Origin of the sequence: Candidatus Azobacteroides pseudotrichonymphae genomovar. CFP2 (genome assembly GCF_000010645.1) — a bacterium.
GTDB classification, from domain to species: domain Bacteria; phylum Bacteroidota; class Bacteroidia; order Bacteroidales; family Azobacteroidaceae; genus Azobacteroides; species Azobacteroides pseudotrichonymphae.
Map to the genome: position 1 here is coordinate 273,168 of NC_011565.1, position 17,616 is coordinate 290,783.

The 17,616-nt window shown below is 33.0% G+C and carries 14 protein-coding genes; 3 read left to right on the forward strand and 11 right to left on the reverse strand.

The genetic code is table 11. The annotated features are described in order from the left end of the window. Positions 1-76: 76 nt before the first annotated feature. Complete coding sequence (locus tag CFPG_RS01160) at positions 77-2,470, reverse strand: sodium-translocating pyrophosphatase (protein ID WP_012573230.1); 2,394 nt, start codon at positions 2,468-2,470, stop codon at positions 77-79. Between the two features lie 1,477 nt (positions 2,471-3,947). Here CFPG_RS01160 and CFPG_RS01165 point away from each other — a divergent pair. Both CFPG_RS01165 and CFPG_RS05460 read left to right on the forward strand, forming a co-directional pair. After that, positions 3,948-4,133, forward strand: coding sequence for a hypothetical protein (locus tag CFPG_RS01165; protein ID WP_265348027.1), 186 nt, complete (start codon positions 3,948-3,950; stop codon positions 4,131-4,133). 342 nt (positions 4,134-4,475) lie between these two features. Further along, the gene (locus tag CFPG_RS05460; protein WP_265348028.1) at positions 4,476-4,637 is read left to right on the forward strand and encodes a hypothetical protein; all 162 of its coding nucleotides are present in this window, start codon (positions 4,476-4,478) and stop codon (positions 4,635-4,637) included. A gap of 1,585 nt (positions 4,638-6,222) precedes the next feature. Here CFPG_RS05460 and CFPG_RS01175 read toward each other — a convergent pair. From CFPG_RS01175 to CFPG_RS01200, 6 genes are all read right to left on the reverse strand, one after another. Beyond that, complete coding sequence (locus CFPG_RS01175) at positions 6,223-6,492, reverse strand: hypothetical protein (protein ID WP_041572360.1); 270 nt, start codon at positions 6,490-6,492, stop codon at positions 6,223-6,225. A 243-nt stretch (positions 6,493-6,735) separates the two neighbouring features. After that, positions 6,736-7,278 (reverse strand): DUF4468 domain-containing protein, encoded by a 543-nt coding sequence (locus CFPG_RS01180; protein WP_012573231.1) that lies wholly within the window; start codon positions 7,276-7,278, stop codon positions 6,736-6,738. 1,109 nt (positions 7,279-8,387) lie between these two features. After that, complete coding sequence (locus tag CFPG_RS05465; protein ID WP_265348029.1) at positions 8,388-8,525, reverse strand: hypothetical protein; 138 nt, start codon at positions 8,523-8,525, stop codon at positions 8,388-8,390. A 939-nt stretch (positions 8,526-9,464) separates the two neighbouring features. Then, positions 9,465-9,659, reverse strand: coding sequence for a hypothetical protein (locus CFPG_RS01190; protein WP_041572362.1), 195 nt, complete (start codon positions 9,657-9,659; stop codon positions 9,465-9,467). A 750-nt stretch (positions 9,660-10,409) separates the two neighbouring features. Continuing rightward, positions 10,410-10,616: a hypothetical protein gene (locus CFPG_RS01195; RefSeq protein WP_041572363.1), complete on the reverse strand. Its 207-nt coding sequence runs from the start codon at positions 10,614-10,616 to the stop codon at positions 10,410-10,412. Between the two features lie 651 nt (positions 10,617-11,267). Continuing rightward, positions 11,268-11,516 (reverse strand): hypothetical protein, encoded by a 249-nt coding sequence (locus CFPG_RS01200; protein WP_265348030.1) that lies wholly within the window; start codon positions 11,514-11,516, stop codon positions 11,268-11,270. A gap of 642 nt (positions 11,517-12,158) precedes the next feature. Between CFPG_RS01200 and CFPG_RS01205 the strand changes: the two genes are divergently transcribed. Then, entirely contained in the window at positions 12,159-12,602 is a 444-nt protein-coding gene (locus tag CFPG_RS01205) for a hypothetical protein (protein WP_012573233.1), read from the forward strand. Positions 12,603-15,850: 3,248 nt separating this feature from the next. Here CFPG_RS01205 and CFPG_RS01210 read toward each other — a convergent pair. The 4 genes from CFPG_RS01210 to CFPG_RS01225 all read right to left on the reverse strand — a co-directional run bounded on the left by CFPG_RS01210 (position 15,851) and on the right by CFPG_RS01225 (position 17,436). After that, positions 15,851-16,141 (reverse strand): hypothetical protein, encoded by a 291-nt coding sequence (locus CFPG_RS01210; protein WP_265347995.1) that lies wholly within the window; start codon positions 16,139-16,141, stop codon positions 15,851-15,853. A 219-nt stretch (positions 16,142-16,360) separates the two neighbouring features. Then, positions 16,361-16,546 carry a hypothetical protein gene (locus CFPG_RS05470; protein ID WP_041572367.1) on the reverse strand — a complete coding sequence of 62 codons (186 nt, stop codon included), beginning with the start codon at positions 16,544-16,546 and terminating at the stop codon, positions 16,361-16,363. Between the two features lie 420 nt (positions 16,547-16,966). Next, positions 16,967-17,212 (reverse strand): hypothetical protein, encoded by a 246-nt coding sequence (locus CFPG_RS01220; RefSeq protein WP_265348031.1) that lies wholly within the window; start codon positions 17,210-17,212, stop codon positions 16,967-16,969. A 2-nt stretch (positions 17,213-17,214) separates the two neighbouring features. Next, complete coding sequence (locus tag CFPG_RS01225; RefSeq protein WP_041572369.1) at positions 17,215-17,436, reverse strand: hypothetical protein; 222 nt, start codon at positions 17,434-17,436, stop codon at positions 17,215-17,217. Positions 17,437-17,616: the final 180 nt, after the last annotated feature.

Genomic DNA, 17,616 nt, shown 5'->3' on the forward strand with positions numbered 1-17,616 from the left:
TAACCAATCAGTTAAAGGAATATTTGCAATACAGATTCCTTCCTTCTTTTTTTCTATAGAAAAAAACACTTCTTTATTATGTTGGTATTCGCGTCCGATAAAATGATCGCCATACAAAAAACAATCCAACTATTAAAAATGGAATAGTAATATATATAGAAATATTTCCTCCCGTCTCTTTCATTTTAATACATATCTCAGTAGCTAATAACCCAAACAAAGTTGAAAACTTAATAATTGGATTTAAGGATACTGAAGAAGTATCTTTAAATGGGTCTCCTACTGTATCCCCCACTACTACCGCCTCATGTAAAGGAGTGTTTTTTTCTTTTAATTCTACTTCCACAATTTTCTTCGCATTATCCCAACTGCCACCAGCATTCGCCATATAAATTGCCTGAAACAAGCCAATTATAGCAATAGAAATCAAATATGAAACGAAAAAATTAGCATCAATAAACGCAAAAGCCAATGTTAATGACATTAACGCAATGAAAATATTCCACATCCCTTTTTGGGCATACTGAGTACAAATTTTCACTACTGACTTGGAATCTTCGATATTAGCCTCTTTTTTGTCCATATTAAAAGTCTCTTTAATAAACATCACGGCACGATAAGCACCCGTAGTAACAGCTTGCATAGAAGCACCACTGAACCAAAAAACAACAGCACCACCACAAATTAATCCGAGAACCACAGGAGCATCTGTCAATGACAAATTCAGCAACCCTACTTTTTCCAACAATAGAATAATAGAAAATATCATCGTAGTAGCTCCTATTACTGCTGTACCTATTAACACAGGCTTTGCTGTTGCCTTGAACGTATTCCCTGCAGAATCATTAGATTCCAAATAATATTTACCCTTTTTAAAATCAGGCTTAAAACCATAATCTTTTTCGATAGACTTTTCTATATTTGGTATCTGTTCTATTTGGGAGAGTTCAAAAATAGACTGAGCGTTGTCTGTCACTGGCCCATAGCTATCTACGGCGATAGTTACTGGTCCCATGCATAGGGACCCAAAAGCTACTAACCCAAAAGCAAAAATTGTAGCATGAGGACCTAATGTCTCGCTTAATCCTGTCAGAGTAGTAAAATAAGCAGCAGCCATTAAAACTACGATTAATAATCCTGTCCAAAAAGCACTGAAATAACCTGCCACGATACCAGAAAGGATATTTAATGAGGCCCCCCCCTCACGTGACGCAGAAACGATTTCTTTTACATGAGTAGACTTAGAACTTGTAAATAATTTCGTAAACTCCGGAATAAGAAGAGCCGCTAACGTCCCACAACTGATGATAATGGCTAGTTTCCACCATAAAGTTGTGTCCTTCATATCACCCAATAACAGATGACTCATAAAAAAACTTGCAGAAATACATAATATAGAAGAAGTAACGATCAATCTCATCAATGGCGATTCAAAATCAAAATCTTCCCTATTTTCATATAGTTTTTTGGAAATCCATTGGTTAATAAAAAATGAACATCCAGACAAGAAATCCATCAAAAAACGCATACCAAATATCCACACAATTAATTTTGCTTGTATGTCTACCTCACGAACTGCTAAAGCAATGAATGTAATAAGAGATACACCTGTCACCCCGTAAGTTTCAAAGCCATCAGCAGTGGGTCCAACACTATCACCCGCATTATCACCGGTACAGTCAGCTATTACACCAGGATTACGCGGATCATCTTCTTTTACTTTAAAAACAACTTTCATCAAATCTGAACCTATATCAGCAATTTTAGTAAAAATTCCTCCTGCAATTCGCAACGCACTAGCTCCTAAGGATTCTCCAATAGCAAAACCCAAGAAACAAATCCCTACAATATCGCGAGGAACAAACAAAAGGATAATTACCATTAATACTAATTCAAGCGAAATAAGAAACAAACCCACACTCATTCCTGCCTTCAATGGGATATTGACTACATCTAACGGCCTCCCTCTAAGCGAAGCAAAAGCGGTTCGTGCATTAGCATAAGTATTAACCCGAATACCATACCATGCAACCATATATGAACCCGCCATACCAACAATAGAAAATAACAATACTTGCAACACAACGGCAAATGATTGTCCAAGCAATCCTAAAAAGTAAATAAACAAAACAACACCCACCAACGCAAATAGCATTAAAAGGAATTTACCTTGTTGAAATAAATAAGTTCTACAAGTAGTATAGATTGTAGAAGCCACTCTAAGCATAGAATCGTGCGATGGTAATTGTTTTACTTGCTTAAATAATAAGAGACTAAAACCTAACGTCCCCATAATAATTAAAGCACCGTAGAACAGAAAACTCCATGAAGTAACAGTCTCTCCAAAAAAACAAAAGGTTCCCTCGTGAAGATCTGGTATTGCCAAGTTCACATCGCTTGCGTACACAGATAAATTGCTTTTAAATAAAGCAACCATTAATAATAGAAATATATTCCTTGCTTTTTCCATAATAACGAGATAGATAATTTTATACAAAAAAAGTAGATTTTTTAAATCTATATAGCATCATTTACTATGATTTTGTCAGAAAACATTGCAAAATATAAAAAAAATATCACAATAACAAAAGATCATATATGTTTACGTTGTAACTTCTCACAAAGAGAACAACAGCTATCAGAAAAATTTCAGTGAAAATTTAAAAGAAATTTAAAAATCAAGGTATTTCATCATCAGTTATACTGATTGGTTCAATGAACATTGTTTATTAGTTCCTCTATGCATATGATGTGAGTTTAAGATTATATGTGTACACTTCCATATTTTCAATAAAATGTAAAAATTTTACATACAAAGTATGGCTAATGATTTTGCAAAAAATGCTTGCATTTAAACATTTAAAAGGGAATAATCATCTTTTATTAAGATAGTTATCTCCCTTTTTATTTTGGAGTATATAAAAAACTCGCATGGTCATTTAACTTTGCTACTCTGACTTAGAGCTATTCAATAGAAATTAAGAAATAAGAAATAGGAGAATGAAGTAACTAAAATGAAAAGAGCAACAAGTTCATCCCTATCGTCTTCTATATTCTTATAGATAAATGTTTATTCATTTAAGTTCTGTTATATCCTCTCCTTCTTTGATGTGTTTACTCTGGAATAAGTCTTGTTATTTATTTCGCCGATATGGAACTCTTGTCCATTAGCTTCGTCAGCAGTCTAAATTTCTTCCATCTTTCGACAACGTTTTGACCTCTATCAGATAAACGGAGTCTTTCAAAGGATCACATTTTTGTTCTATCAGTTCTTCTACTTCGTCCAAGTTACTAACTTCCTGTTTATCTTTCTCGGTGTTTTGCTGGGTATTCTCCAATGAAGTTAGTCAAAGGGGTATTTGAAAATTTAACAGGGTTATATATTCACTTAGACATTCTGTATGTCATAACAAGCAGTATCGTTTTTCAAGAAAAACGATATAAGATAAGAAATGACTCCACCATCAAACAATAATACCGAAAAGAAAGTATAGAAAATAATCTTTCCATAATCCTATTTTCCTAGAATAGTTAAAAAACTTTCCTATCTACAAGAGGTATATATCCATCATTTTAGCCTCCGGAATAACCTTTTTTCCGTAAATTCCTCCTGAGATATTTTTAAGTCCAAACAAACCAGCAACCCTTATCCTGTTTGATGAATATTAATATCAATTAAGGTGGACAAAGATCTTTACAGTAGAATTGAGATTAGTCGATTTTTGAGTTACATCACCCCTCTTTTCCCCTGTGTAGTTTTCTCACTCTTTAATACAACAGAGTAAGTGTAAATTATACAATAAACAGCCAGGATTTGCTTGTCTGTAATTTTATTTCGCTATTTTCATTGAATATCAGTCGTTCCAATTAATTAATACTATTAGTGATGGGAATAGGAATAATAAAAGAAAGATATTGAAAGGAGGTCCGACAAAGATTACATATTGTTGAAGATTGACGCAAACCAGTTGCCTATTGATACAAGTTTGAATTGGGAATCTACAATAGATATAGAAAGATCCTACACATATACCAAAGAAGAGATGAATGTTCGTTTTGAAAAAACTGAAAATGATTCACTTGAAGAGGAATGTATCCCTTGTAACGAAGCGTTTATGGAAAAACTGGATTAGATGATAGAAAATATGGAAATAAGAGAAAGAAAAAAAGTAAGGTGAATGGACGAAAATCTATGATAAGGGCAATTCTCCATCTTGTATAAAGTAAATGTAAAGTAAAGAGGATAGAGCGTATGATAAAAGAGATGGCTATCAAAATCTCTAAAGTTAGGGGATTGATAAAAATCTGAACGGTTGAAATATTACAGTCGGGATGTAAGGATAGATAATCTCACCAGATTGATAAGACACTTGGGATGCCTGTTCTATAAACGAGTCTATAAACGAGAAAGAAAAGACTTGTTACATTTGCGGCTCTCCGTAGTAACTGCTCTACGGCAAGTAAAGAGAAAGATTATGAGACGACCGACTGACTTGCTGAAAAAGGTATTGACAAATATAACAGCGGAGGAGGCAAAAGATAAATATATCTCTTCTATCCTTAATGATACCCATAACGACAACCAATTTAAAAACTCCTTTTACCCAAGAGAGATTGAGAGACTTCGTAAATTATGAGTACAATAGTACTCCTATCAAACACTAAAAACTCCTATCAAACACTAAAATTAGAAGAGGATAGTATTTATCACTGCTGATGGGTAGAGAGAGTAGGGTGTTTAGCATATATGCACATATCAATTCTTTGCTGCTATCAGCGATAGAAATCGCAAGAAAGAGCCCTACAACATGCTTCTATATAAAAACAAAAATATAGAATCAAAGATGAAAGAGATACCTAACTATGTCTCTAATGACGTAAAAGGTCCCTGTTACATACGATGGGAAAAATGGATTTAGACCCCATATAATAAGACAGATTTTCTTGATGCCTTAGCTAATGTAGAAGAATAGACTAGATTTTTATATAACAAAGAAGCTCGGCGCGCTCATGCCTACATAACAAGCATGAGACGCAAGAAAGAATATGAATAGAAAGTAAGAAAGCTAAAAGATCATGAACCATTCAAACCCAGCTATCATGATAGTCCATTAGAAACCCCCATCATATGGGACTACATGGGATTTTGAATGCATGTGCCAAATGTACTCAGAAAAGGGAAGTGACACAGTTCTTTAACCGTAGTAAAGGAATAAAAGTAAATTAAAATAAAAGTAAATTAACAAGACTATGAGACTGAAAATAATTTTGTATTATGTAATGTTTACCTTCCTTACTTTCAGTTCTTTCGTGTGTAAATCACGTAAATTAAATGAGAAATGGCTCATTTAATTGGACACACATATGACCCAAAGTTCTATTATAAGAGATAAGGAAGATCTATTTTATCTCAACTCCATGGCAATATTTACGAATAATAAGGTCCCATAACCGTACACAATTTACATTACTCCCAATTGATCTCACTGTTCTAGTATTATTCGAGTCTATGGTCTTAAAAGTGTTCCTACGAATTAAAAATCTATCTAAATGAATAAAACAATACATGATATTTTGGACAAAATATTCTCATATCACCTTCCCTTTTTATTTTAGTTGGAATAATATCGCCGTCATTATTTACATTCTGTTCAAATGGCTTGCATCGTTTTTCGAAATATGCATAATTTACTACAGGATTAATCATTGGGAAAATACGCAAAAGAAACGTGAATAATTCCAGCATCCTAGAAACAATTATGAAGAGGCAAAGTTAGTATACAAAAAAATCCAAAGAAGAAGAAAGCTTTCCAAATTACGCCTTAAAACATGTCAAAAGAAGTTCAGATAGAAATGCAACCAATCCAATTATATCAAAATCTATTTCTTTATTAACTTTCTCATATTATTTTTGATTAATGACAGTCAAACTATTTGACACCTCATACTGCATTTTGTTGTATAGACAAACGCGTCAGATATCACTTTCAATGCACACCCACCATCTATTCCTTTTCAATAGACTTTCGCTTCGTGTTCCTGTTTCAATCAATAATCGCAGCCTTGCTCTAAACTAATACATTTTGTCCAGTAAATAATTTTTTTTACCCTTGCATTCATCACTCCTTTTCACAATTTCCAACATACAACGAAGCTTCGTCTAATGCTTTTGGTCACATTGTATGACCAAAAGAACATTAGGCGTAATAAGCAACACAAACGTTAACTAATATGGGTTGTTAATCTTTTGTTGTCCATTGATTGTGTAATCTGATTTACAGCATGGAAATTGTAATTTCCATACAAAAGAGTAGAATCTTTTATGTCAGAAAGATCTTTAACTCCCTTTTTATACCAGTTGGCACTATTATTGTCGTCTATGTTAGAATCCATTCTATATGAATCGTACATTATTAAATCCGCATACGGAACATAAACCAACACAAAATCAGTCCTCGACTGATGACTACCTGACGATACTCCACATAGCATAAAGAGAAGTATAACTAATGCTAATAATCTCTGCTAATAATCTCTTCGTTTTCATTTTTTATTTGGGAATTTCATTTTTAATCTTTTTTACATCTATTAGACATAATTCCAAGCTACCATGTAAAACAAGCTACCATGTAAAAGGACAATTTTTCAAAGAAAAAACGAATTAAATCAAAAACCTTTTTACCAATTATTTTATTTTTTGGATACGATTAAAAAACCGTAATATTTAAGCATTTTTTATTTTTTTAACAAAAAATTCTTAAGCGACTGGATAAAGTTATCCATATTGTCCATATACTCTAAAATCAATTTTTGTCTGGATTTATATACATATAATAGCTGTTGTTCGTTCATTTTCAACAAAAATGGGTAATTAGAAAGATCTGTATTTGGTACAACTTTTACTTTTATTTCATTATCATTTGATATAACAGTGAACTTAGTAATTATTTCAACAGGCATAGTAACTTTATTAGGAACCCTAACTAATATTTGTTGCCACATTGGGGATGATTTAGTCGCAAAATCAAAATTACAACGATATTTCCCAATAATTATACCTTCCTCTTTGTCTCTAAATTCCACAGCATTATTTGAATTTGCAAAGAATCCAACCGCCCAGTCATTCACTATTGTATACAGTTTATTAGCTGGTGTATTAGGAACTTCTATTGTTTTTTCTATGGTTAAATTACCTACTGGAATAAGCTCGTCTTCAATTTCAGTGCAACTACATAGCGCAACCATACCAAACAGCAGGATCATCGATAATTTTTTCATGGTTTTTGATTTTTCAGCAAGTATACGGATTAATCACCAATTATCAATAATAAAACCTTTTTCATACACAAATATATCATATCTATTTTCTCTCTATATAATCAATGACCGGTTCCGTGTTTGTCATATTCTGGTAGTAACATTGGTATTGGACATAATATATGCTCATTCAAATATATCTCGTTCATATATATGTTGATAACATTTAGCAAATAATTGTTGTGTGACCATCCCCTTGAAATCGACTTGTACATTCTTTCGCTTTAATCGTTTTTGTCCTTTTTCCAAGCCATACTAGAATAGCGCAGGTTGCAATCAATAATAATGCAATCAATCCAATTGTTACTAGAATCTCTTTATTTGTCAGTTTTCTCATATCATTACTATATGCATTTTCATTATGTGCATTGAATGGATTTTTGTTTCTAACAATGCTTTTGATTTGTTAAAACACGATTCCCTGATTTTTTTGCTTAAAAAAATATTTATTCTATGACCCATTAGAGATGATTCCAAGTAATTCCAAGTTCCGGCCGAAAACGGATCTTAGTTCAAAACGAACTAAGTTGACATTTTGTTAATTTACCCTTCGTATAATTTCGCCAAACATAAAAAAACTTCTATGTTAAATAGAAGCATAACTTATGCTAATTATCAATCAATCAATCAATCAATCAGCATTTTAGTCTTTAAATCGCATAGATTCGAGCAGAATGGAAAGAAAAATCAATAAAAGGCAGTTTTGACGATAGAATAAATATTAGTCATTCAATACAGCAATCTGAAACAAAATAAAAACAGCATAGACAAATAAAACAACAACCGTAACTCCAGTAACTCTTTTCAGAAACGTTAGTTCGGAGTATGCAATCAGTCCTTTTCTTTCCGCAAAAGGAAGGAAACGATAGATGCATTCAAGAACAAAAATTATAAAGACAACATGGAGAAAAGGGTGGATTTGATACCATCCGAAAAAGGTTTCTCCCTCAGCCCAACAATAAAGTTTTCTAAGCAGACAGATTAAGAAGGAGAAGAATAGAATAAAAAGGTGAAAAAAAACAGGCGGGTTCTTTAGGTAAGTAAGCATTTTTTTCATAAAAATCAAGACTTTAATGAGCTACCCTACATAAAGCAGAAGTAGTGTTAATTTGCGTTTTTTCTATTATTCCAAATTCACCCGTACTTTTTTCTTCTGAGAAATTACGAAAAGCCAACACACTCCCGTAACTGATCCATTCTTTGTCCATTACACCTCTCTCTCGTAGAGAGCAAACACATTGTATTCAAAAAGTACTTCATGTATTCGTTTGCTGCTATAGAGATCCATAATCCACCCCTTTTTTAACAAAAGGTTTGCCCAGAAATGGACATTAACGATGATGACACTCCGATCTCAACTCTCTTCTTATGGGTGAAAAAAGAATTGAGAGGTTCCCCGTTTTTTCACTGCTTTAGCTCAAAATCCGTTTACTGCAAACAGAATACAGAATGGAGAACAATACCAAAAAAAATTAATTCTGTTCATTTCTCAAAAAATTAAAATTTATCGTATATCAATCCCCTTCACTTCGGACTATGGAAGCCAAATATTAGAACATAAAAAACTGCAAGCACAGTTGAACATAGAAAGGCAATATACTAACTATATTCTGAATTGACAACAGTTACTTCCATTCCTCCAGATCTCAATTCATAATACCTTCGTATAATCATAGTTCTACTTCAGTTTAATCTTTGCATTGGTCTACCGAACACAATGTTAACCACATTACGCGGTCAAAATATTCTCTTTCCTGCAGGGATATTGTCCATTATAGCAGTGGATATTGTCTCATGCTCGGCATCACTGTTACATCTGGACAGGCTATTCTAATTTTACGCGCTAACTTCCCACTTTCATAGTAAGTAAAGTAGGTAGATAGAGAGCATAATGGTTCAGTTATCTTTTCATGATAAGTTAATCTTTATGTTTAACGTATCAGGCTGTTAATACGGAAAGCCATGTAATACATTTTTATTTCAAAGCCATTGCCATTTTTCTTACTCCCAAACTGGAGTAGGAACTACAACTTTTACCCGAAACAAATAATGAACAACAGGATTAAGGTTAATAGTTTTTTTGCTTCGTATTCAAAACCAACCATTATTTCGTGGTGTATACTCTAGTTTTGTCTCATTTCTTAACATCACTTTCTGGATATCTTCGTGTAGATCTTATCCATCTTCTCCTGCAAGTCTTCCCTATAATGTCCAAGATTTCTATGCAAATCCCACAGTCCATGTCTGTCTTCTCCTGTTTCTTTCATTTTCTCATGAACCGCCTCCAAGAAACTGGAAAACAGTTCTTGATAATTTAATTCAGTCATAGTAATAGTTCTCATAAAAGTTTAAAGATAATCATTTTCTTATTCTACTGTATTTCACAATTAACATTAGGAATAATAGGCATAAGTCAAATGTCATAAATGCTTTAAGAAACTTATCACAAACTACTTTCTCCTTCTTTTATGAAAAATAATTTTGTGAAAAAAATCTCATACAGATTGCCTATATGCAAGAGTATTAGGACATAAAGACTTTCTACCGCACTGAAATGTTTTGTTATGATATACCATCTATATCCTGAGCAGACAACAAGGTATAATAGATCTGAATATCAAAGAAAGCATATTATGGAAAGCATGTATGATGTGTTTAGCCAATAAAAATTATTAATACCTATGAAGCTTTTACGTAATCAGTACGGGATTGTTTATAGACAAATTTTGGGAAAAGTATATGAAAAGTTTATGAGAATACTCAAATTCTACAAGATTAATAAGTGGATAAATAACTTGGAGAAAGATGGTTATTCCAATTATTCTATTTAGGATTTATGTAGACTTCACTAATGAATTATTCTTACTCTTGAACTACCTAAATATCGTATTGCTTGGCTTTGGTTTTTCCTTAAAAAGGAAAAAATGTACGAGATCGGCTCGTGAAAATTTACTTTCAAAGCAAATGATGAAATTTATTTGTTTGGAGAGTAAAATTACTAGCACTATAAAGCTAACACAAACTCCGTAATAGTGAATCAAATAAAAAATAGACACACTTTACTGTATCTCAACACTTAGCAAAAACAAAGGCTAATACCCCTGTTCTCTCTCCGCTGCAACTCTTACGGGAGTTTTTTTATCAAAAAAGCCGTATAAAACACAGGAGATACAAGGCAATCGCTCTCTATCGCTCCCAATGTCCCAATAAATAAACAACCAAAAATCTTTTCCTACCGGTTGTAATGATAGTGTTTTTTTTACTTTCCCATCTTCAATTTTCCTAGCAATTTTCTTCATCTCTTTTAAACATCTAAACATCCTTCTTCTGTTAGATTATTATTAATACCAGATATCCCATCATACATCCAACGATCTCCTCTATAAAATTATAGTTCCCCACTAATTTGCTGTTCATTTTTATCAGCCATTACTACTCCATCATTCGGATAAAAAGTGTATTATAAATTAATATGGAGAGTTACCTGGATGGAGGTTAGTGTTTATTAAAAAACAAACTTCATATAGGCAATCATGATAGTAATCACTTTTCAATCCGCAATTAACTTGGCAATTGCGATCAATGTCAAATTCCTTTTTTATTTTCCATATTCATTCGAAAAATATTATACAACGCTCTGTACTACTATTTTTTTTCACAAAGACACAGATGCCATTATAAATAGCAGAATCAGACAATAGAAAAGAAACAATGGCTTTTTTATATTAAAAAATTGTTAATTGTCCTTTCATTTACCCCCACAGAGTAGTCACAGAGAGAAATAAGAGAAACGCTCTCAATGCATCCATCTATAATATATTATAAATCATTCATTTAATTCTTCTTATGTATAATGTTTTCTTCCTCCTTCAAAGCTGCCAAGCCCCCTAAAGGGTTAGTTACATTCTTTTCGTATTTGTCACAAATACTAGCTGTCATCAAAATCTATTCTAAGTTCCCCTTTTCTGACTTTCCTTAGTACTTTTCTTCTTTGTATCTGATATCCACACAAGCGTTATCTGTACAATACCTGCAATGGATGCTATACAAAGAATAAACCAGAGTGTTGTATGTCTTTCACTAACAGCTATATCAATCAGAAAGCCAAAACATCCCAATAGCCCAAGCAATATAATCAGTCTTCTAATCAGTCTCTTCATGGCGGATTTTACACGTAATGTAAATAAAAGAGCCGACATAATTACCAATTGTTCCTCCAATTTAAATACTTTAAATACACCATTCTGTATTTCTCAAAGACCGACTGGATAACTCTTCCTTATATTTTTTCTCGAATTTATGATTCGATGTATAACTCTATGAAAGTAATATTTTGTAGTAAACTGTACACTTCACTACATATTGTAATTATTTACAGCCTTTCCCTAAGTGTGAGGACCACACTTAAGTCAAATTTTACTACCAATTGCTACTTTTATAGATACATCTATATATAGAAATAGATTTTCTTTTCTTTTTGGTATATCGAAAAATTAGTAGTTGTTAGATTGGTAGTTGTTGTCCTTCATCATGAGAAGGAAATTGATAGAAGATAAGGTTATGGAAAAGGTTGATACCAGTACTATAGACTAACTTTCTCTAACTTCCAAAGAGGATTTCACTTCCTATAAAAGAAACGCACTTGAGAAGTGTATTAAAATGCATTAAAACAATGCCGTTTATAATTGGGATACACACTTATTTTTTACCATTTATAGTAGTAAATCTTAAGGAAAATAGAAATAATACCACAATATTTGTATTAAATTTGTATTGCTACTTGCAGGATGAATTTCGTAGGATGGACAGTAGCCTTTGTAAATATTTACAAATAAAAAATTGTGAAGATAGTTAAGTGTGCACTATTAGGATTGATATGCCTTACGCTTACGTCAGGGAAATATGGAAATATACCAACAAATGGTCAAATCGGAATAGTAATAGTCAATTCAGAAGGGGAAACGATAGAACAGAGCGATATAGTCTATAGTATCGATAAGTATACTTATAGCACAGAAAATAATGGGGAGTTCGTTTTTCGTATTCCAGACATATATGTAACAAATAGTGAAAGTTATCAGGCAATAAAAAATTGGATAGAATGGGTAGAAGAAGAAAAAGGAATCGATGTATGTGAGAAGATCACAGAAGTTTCCAATAAAGAATATCCCGATATTGGTAGAGATGCCTGTTTCGTATTTAAGCAAGCTAATATATCCATAGATAAAAACGGGTTATATGAAAGCATAGAAAAGAATATTAGAATATTAACTGTTATATTATGAGGATAATCTAGTATTCACATGTATTTGCATTACACAAAACCAATTACGAAATATGAATATGAACAACAATAAGAACAAGATGAAAAAAGTCGTTGATTTGGGAGGAGAAAGAAGAAAGGCTTCCAACAGTTGATGATATGTTGGTGCAAACATATGGGAAGGAAATGGACACCAACAAGAGAGGCATTTTAATAGGAAAGCAGATGCTTACTATCAAAGTACTATTGTAGTAATGGGTGTGTGAGGACGTGTGGAGATAAAGTCGGGACTAAAAAACAGAACGTGTTAGTTGTAGGAGAAAAATAAAACAGAAAAAAGTTTCAGCACTGTTTAGAAACATTACTATCTCTTCTCTCAGTTTGTTCCATAAGGATTTCCATTTATTGGCTAGTTGTTGTTTCCTTACACAGACAGAACATTTCCTACAGGGGACACAAGTTTTATTTATTTGTTTTACCTTTATTTGTCGATATACAAAAAATGTTGGCTTGATTAGCTGTAAAGCTGGATTTTTTTTTGAAAAAATGCATTTCAGAAAGTATAAATATGAAAGACCTGTATGTTACAGTACATAAAAATCATATTCATTATTCTAATGAAAAAATTATTAACCCTTATTTTATTCTCTGTGATTTGTTTCTGAGCTGTAGATAGAATCATTACATTGATATTTGGTGATGAAACGAAAGTTCCATTACTATCCATATCATATTGTCTCAAGGTTTCAAACTCAGTTTTTATCCAATGAAAACTGTGAAACATGATATCACCTCCATGATCCTGTAGATTGGAGTAGGTATCATTGGTGGATTGGTGAGTTGGGGCTGGGTAAGTGTGATTACCAGAAGTTGAAGAAAAAATAGAACTAGGGCTGGTAAAGGAGAATAAGATTAGAAACTTTATAGTCAGATATCTAGGCAAAAAAGAGATAGATGTTCTAGTAAAAAAGGTCGTGGATTATCGTTTTCTCGCAAAAAAACAGATAAACTCCTGATATACGATATATTGTTTAGAACAATGAAACGATTTTTAACATTGATATTTTTATCCGTGTTTGTTATAGGATTATAAGCCCCCAAAGCATTGAATTATCTAATCATTAATTAATTCATAAACTGATTGAATAATAGATGCAGCCGAAAGTAATTAGGGTGTCAAAAAGACGTACCTGCTAGAGAAAGTGATCCTTCTGTGATGGTTCTTTCCTGTTCCCACGTAACGTTTTTTCTTGTTCCTTACTACTCTAAGTGAATAAAGACTTCTGAAAATCAACGCAATTCGTTTGAAAATCAATAAAATTCAGTACCTTTGTAACCCAGTATAGTACATACTGATTCGTGCAAAATCAAGACTTATAAATATGCTAGTAACAAGACTATATTAAGAAGACTTGTAAAACTTTCCGTGAAAAGGGCATTTCATTCGATGGAATGAACAATTTTCCTAAGATCTTCCGTCGCATAAGTTCTCCTGAAAAACAATATGCTCTATTACAGAGTGTGCTTTGGGGTCATAACTCCTGCCTAAAAGTCGAATACTTAAAATCTACACAAATACACCCTCTATTCCATCTAATTTAAAGTGTGATGAATGGTTCTCTATCAGCAAGGGGGCTAGAAAGGTCTATGCATTATGGAAAAAAGATTACTATAGCTGATGATTTTATGATATAAACAAAGAGTGAAAAACAAGGGTAAATAAGATCAACTATATATACGTTACGTAGGACCTGAAACTAATACATTACGATGGAAGGCCATATTTTATTATGTCAAAGGCATCTACTTTTATCAAAGTAGATATCCCATTTATCATCATCTATCAAATTGTGGAGTATATGAGGAGTGTTGGGATAGAGAATTATGCTTCAACTTCTCTTGTGGGGTCCTTTCAGCTCTCCATCATAATACCGGAGCAATAGTTGTTTCTGCATTACTGGCTTCACTGAAGCTTTATGGATGGATTTACTGTTGGAATAGACGGTACGCCATTTGTCAGTGGATGAAAGGAAAGTTCAAACAAAAAAACAAACATCTACTTTGAGCCACCACAAAACTATGATTCAAACATGGGACTAATCATCGATTGATGTTCATTTCCGATATATGCCCATAGTATAGATTATAGGTGATTTGAATAGTTATCTATTTTATTAGGATGTATCCACATTGTCTTCTTGTAGGCTATTCCTTTTATTTAAAATTCGATTCACTTCCTTCTCATATTGTCAATATTCGCTTTGAAAGCTTCATATTTCGTATCGTTATTGTCATATATTCGTTTGGAAAGCTCCATATGACTGAGCAATGGTATTGATGTTTTGTTGGAGAAAAGTGTTCCAAAAACTATAATAGAGAAGACTAATAGGATTTTGTATTTCACGTTAATATTTTTATTTATTGCAAGTAAAAGTATAACAAATTAAGATTTTAATTAATTGGACACTCCGAGTTAATAATACTGTTCATTAGGAGTTTCTCCGATATCTTTGGCTAATGCTTTTGTTTCTTATCAGCCGAGAAGATACCATTGCCTATCCATTGCCGATCTTATTCCTCTCCCGTATCCTAATCTTTTTTTAGATAGTTACATTTCTCTTTGATCTCTTTTAGGGTCTCCGTCATGAAATCGTGAAAATTTCTTGTTTTTTCTTTCCTTTCACGCAAGCTACTGGCAAAAGTTATTCGTATAAGTACAAGCATACATGAGATTGCACAGAAACAGCCAGCGAAGGTCACAGCAAAAATCTCTAAATGGTTCATAGTAGTTTTAATGATTAATTTATTATTTATTCTCGATTGTAGTATGATTATAAATTGAGGAGTTGTATAATTTTGTAGTCGTGAGCCTTATTTTTTCCATTTATCTTCTCATTCATCAGTCTGAATTGCTCTGATCTGAGCTTGTTCATTAGAAGATTAGCTTTGATAGTATTCTTTTAGCTACAATGCCCTTGTGTATGGCTTTCTCATTTGCTTTCAAAGTACCTTTGTATTTTTTGTAGGAATGTGCTTTATACGGTCCTGCTTTCCCTATAAGGAAAGCAGGACTGTTACCAGAAGGGGGTTCGATGTCCGCTCCGCAATGCTAAGAGATAGGAAGTCCTTCAGATTGATTTATTTTCCTTCTAATAATTTCTGTTTTATCTCTTCAATATACATTGCAAGAAAACTTTCTTGACTATTTTTTTCGTCTCTCCGGTACTTTTCTATACGCTAGAAACTATATCGCCGGTGCTAATCCTTGTGTTACTTTGTTTTTGCATAATGAATTGTTGCGATGCTACAGATAATAGTTAGTAGACCTAGTCCCCACAGAGTCCAATTCAGTTTTATGGCATCTTTGGCAGATTCAATATCACAGTGTATACTGTTCAGTTCTTTATAGATCAAAGCTAGAGTGGCTTGAGAATCTTGCGAATTATCTTTTACAAGACTTTTTTCTGTAGCGTTCATCTGATCAGGGGAGGATGAACTAACGGATGGAAAAGTTGCTTCCATACCTAGAATGAGCGATAGCAACAAAAAGATTTTCTTCATTTATACTTAAGATTTAATTATAGTGGAATAGCTATTTATCTAAAAACTATTTATCTAAAAAAAACAAGAAGAACAGAAAAGAGTTTGCTGACTTTCCTGCGAACGAAACGAAAAGATAAAATATTATCTCATTAAAATGTTTGCATGGAGATGATAAAAATACTTGCATTGTATTGAGGGATAGAACAATGCAATATTCAGATCACCTTGATAAGTTTTTTAATCGATTACTATTTGCGATATATTGCTCTGTCTATATTCAACCCATGCTTTCTTCTGTGTCCCTCCTCTGTTTACTGGAGTATATCCCTTGGCGTTCAAGCCAGAGACAATATTATTTATAATGGCAACAGCATCGATAGCTCTCTGAGATATCCCTCCTATATCCTTACAAATAATCCTCACATTGCCATCGGTATGGTTACAGGCATCAGAACAGGTTGCTGTATCATTATTATCGCTGACGCTGAAATAATAACCATCCGTTCCTCCATATAGATCAGTTAGATAGATATTAATACTATTATAATACCCGGACGAATTTTATCTGAATATCCGTTGCTTTTACTCCACAGCATGCTATGCTGAAGAGAAGTAGTAGCGTGATTCTTAGTTTTTTCATGTTCATAGTTATATTATGATGTGTCCTATTATAATATCTGGCGTATCATCTACTCTGCTGGATTTTCACACTTTACGTCGTGGAACCAGTTCTCTTTTATTACCATAAGCTATTTATTTATTTATTTATAAAGTTATATGTTATCTATGTCTTAGAGGAGGATAAATCTCTCTTCCATTCGCTTCGTGTATAGAAGGACTATTCTATCTATCAATCCACACACAGTCCTTTTCTGTTATGCCCGGATAGTCATCTGTTCCTTTGGTAAAATAACACGAATCGGGTACAGGTTCTATTTTATACCTAGTTCCATCTGGGAGATCTTCCCAGGGGACTTGTATGTAGTTATCTTCATAAGCAGCATGTTGTGCTTTCACAATGAAGGGATTAACAAATGGTATTCCCCAGAAATTCATAACTGTCATCAAGATAAGCATTAATTTTTTCATATTCATCTACCTGAATAATGTGAGTAATGAGAACTATGGGAATAGTGCGAAGAGTGAGAGGAATGTGAAGGACTCCAATTGTCTTGTGCATCACCTCCCATCCTTAGGATAATATTATTTGTAGTTTCTTTCTTCATTGCTTTAGCCTTATTCCCTTTGAATAGGAACCCGCTAATAGCAAAAGCTGCACAAACTACATAATACAGAATTCTTTTAGACTTCATGATCGTTAGTGTTTATTAGTTATAAAATCGATTAGACATTCGTCTACTCTGAAGTTAGCACAGGCTCTGCATCTGCTATTTTTTAGATGCTTCTCTAATTTAACTCCTTCCATTATTACATGACTTAGTCATGGTCCATAGACATGTGTTTCAGTGATACCGGTTTGGTTGTACTTCACC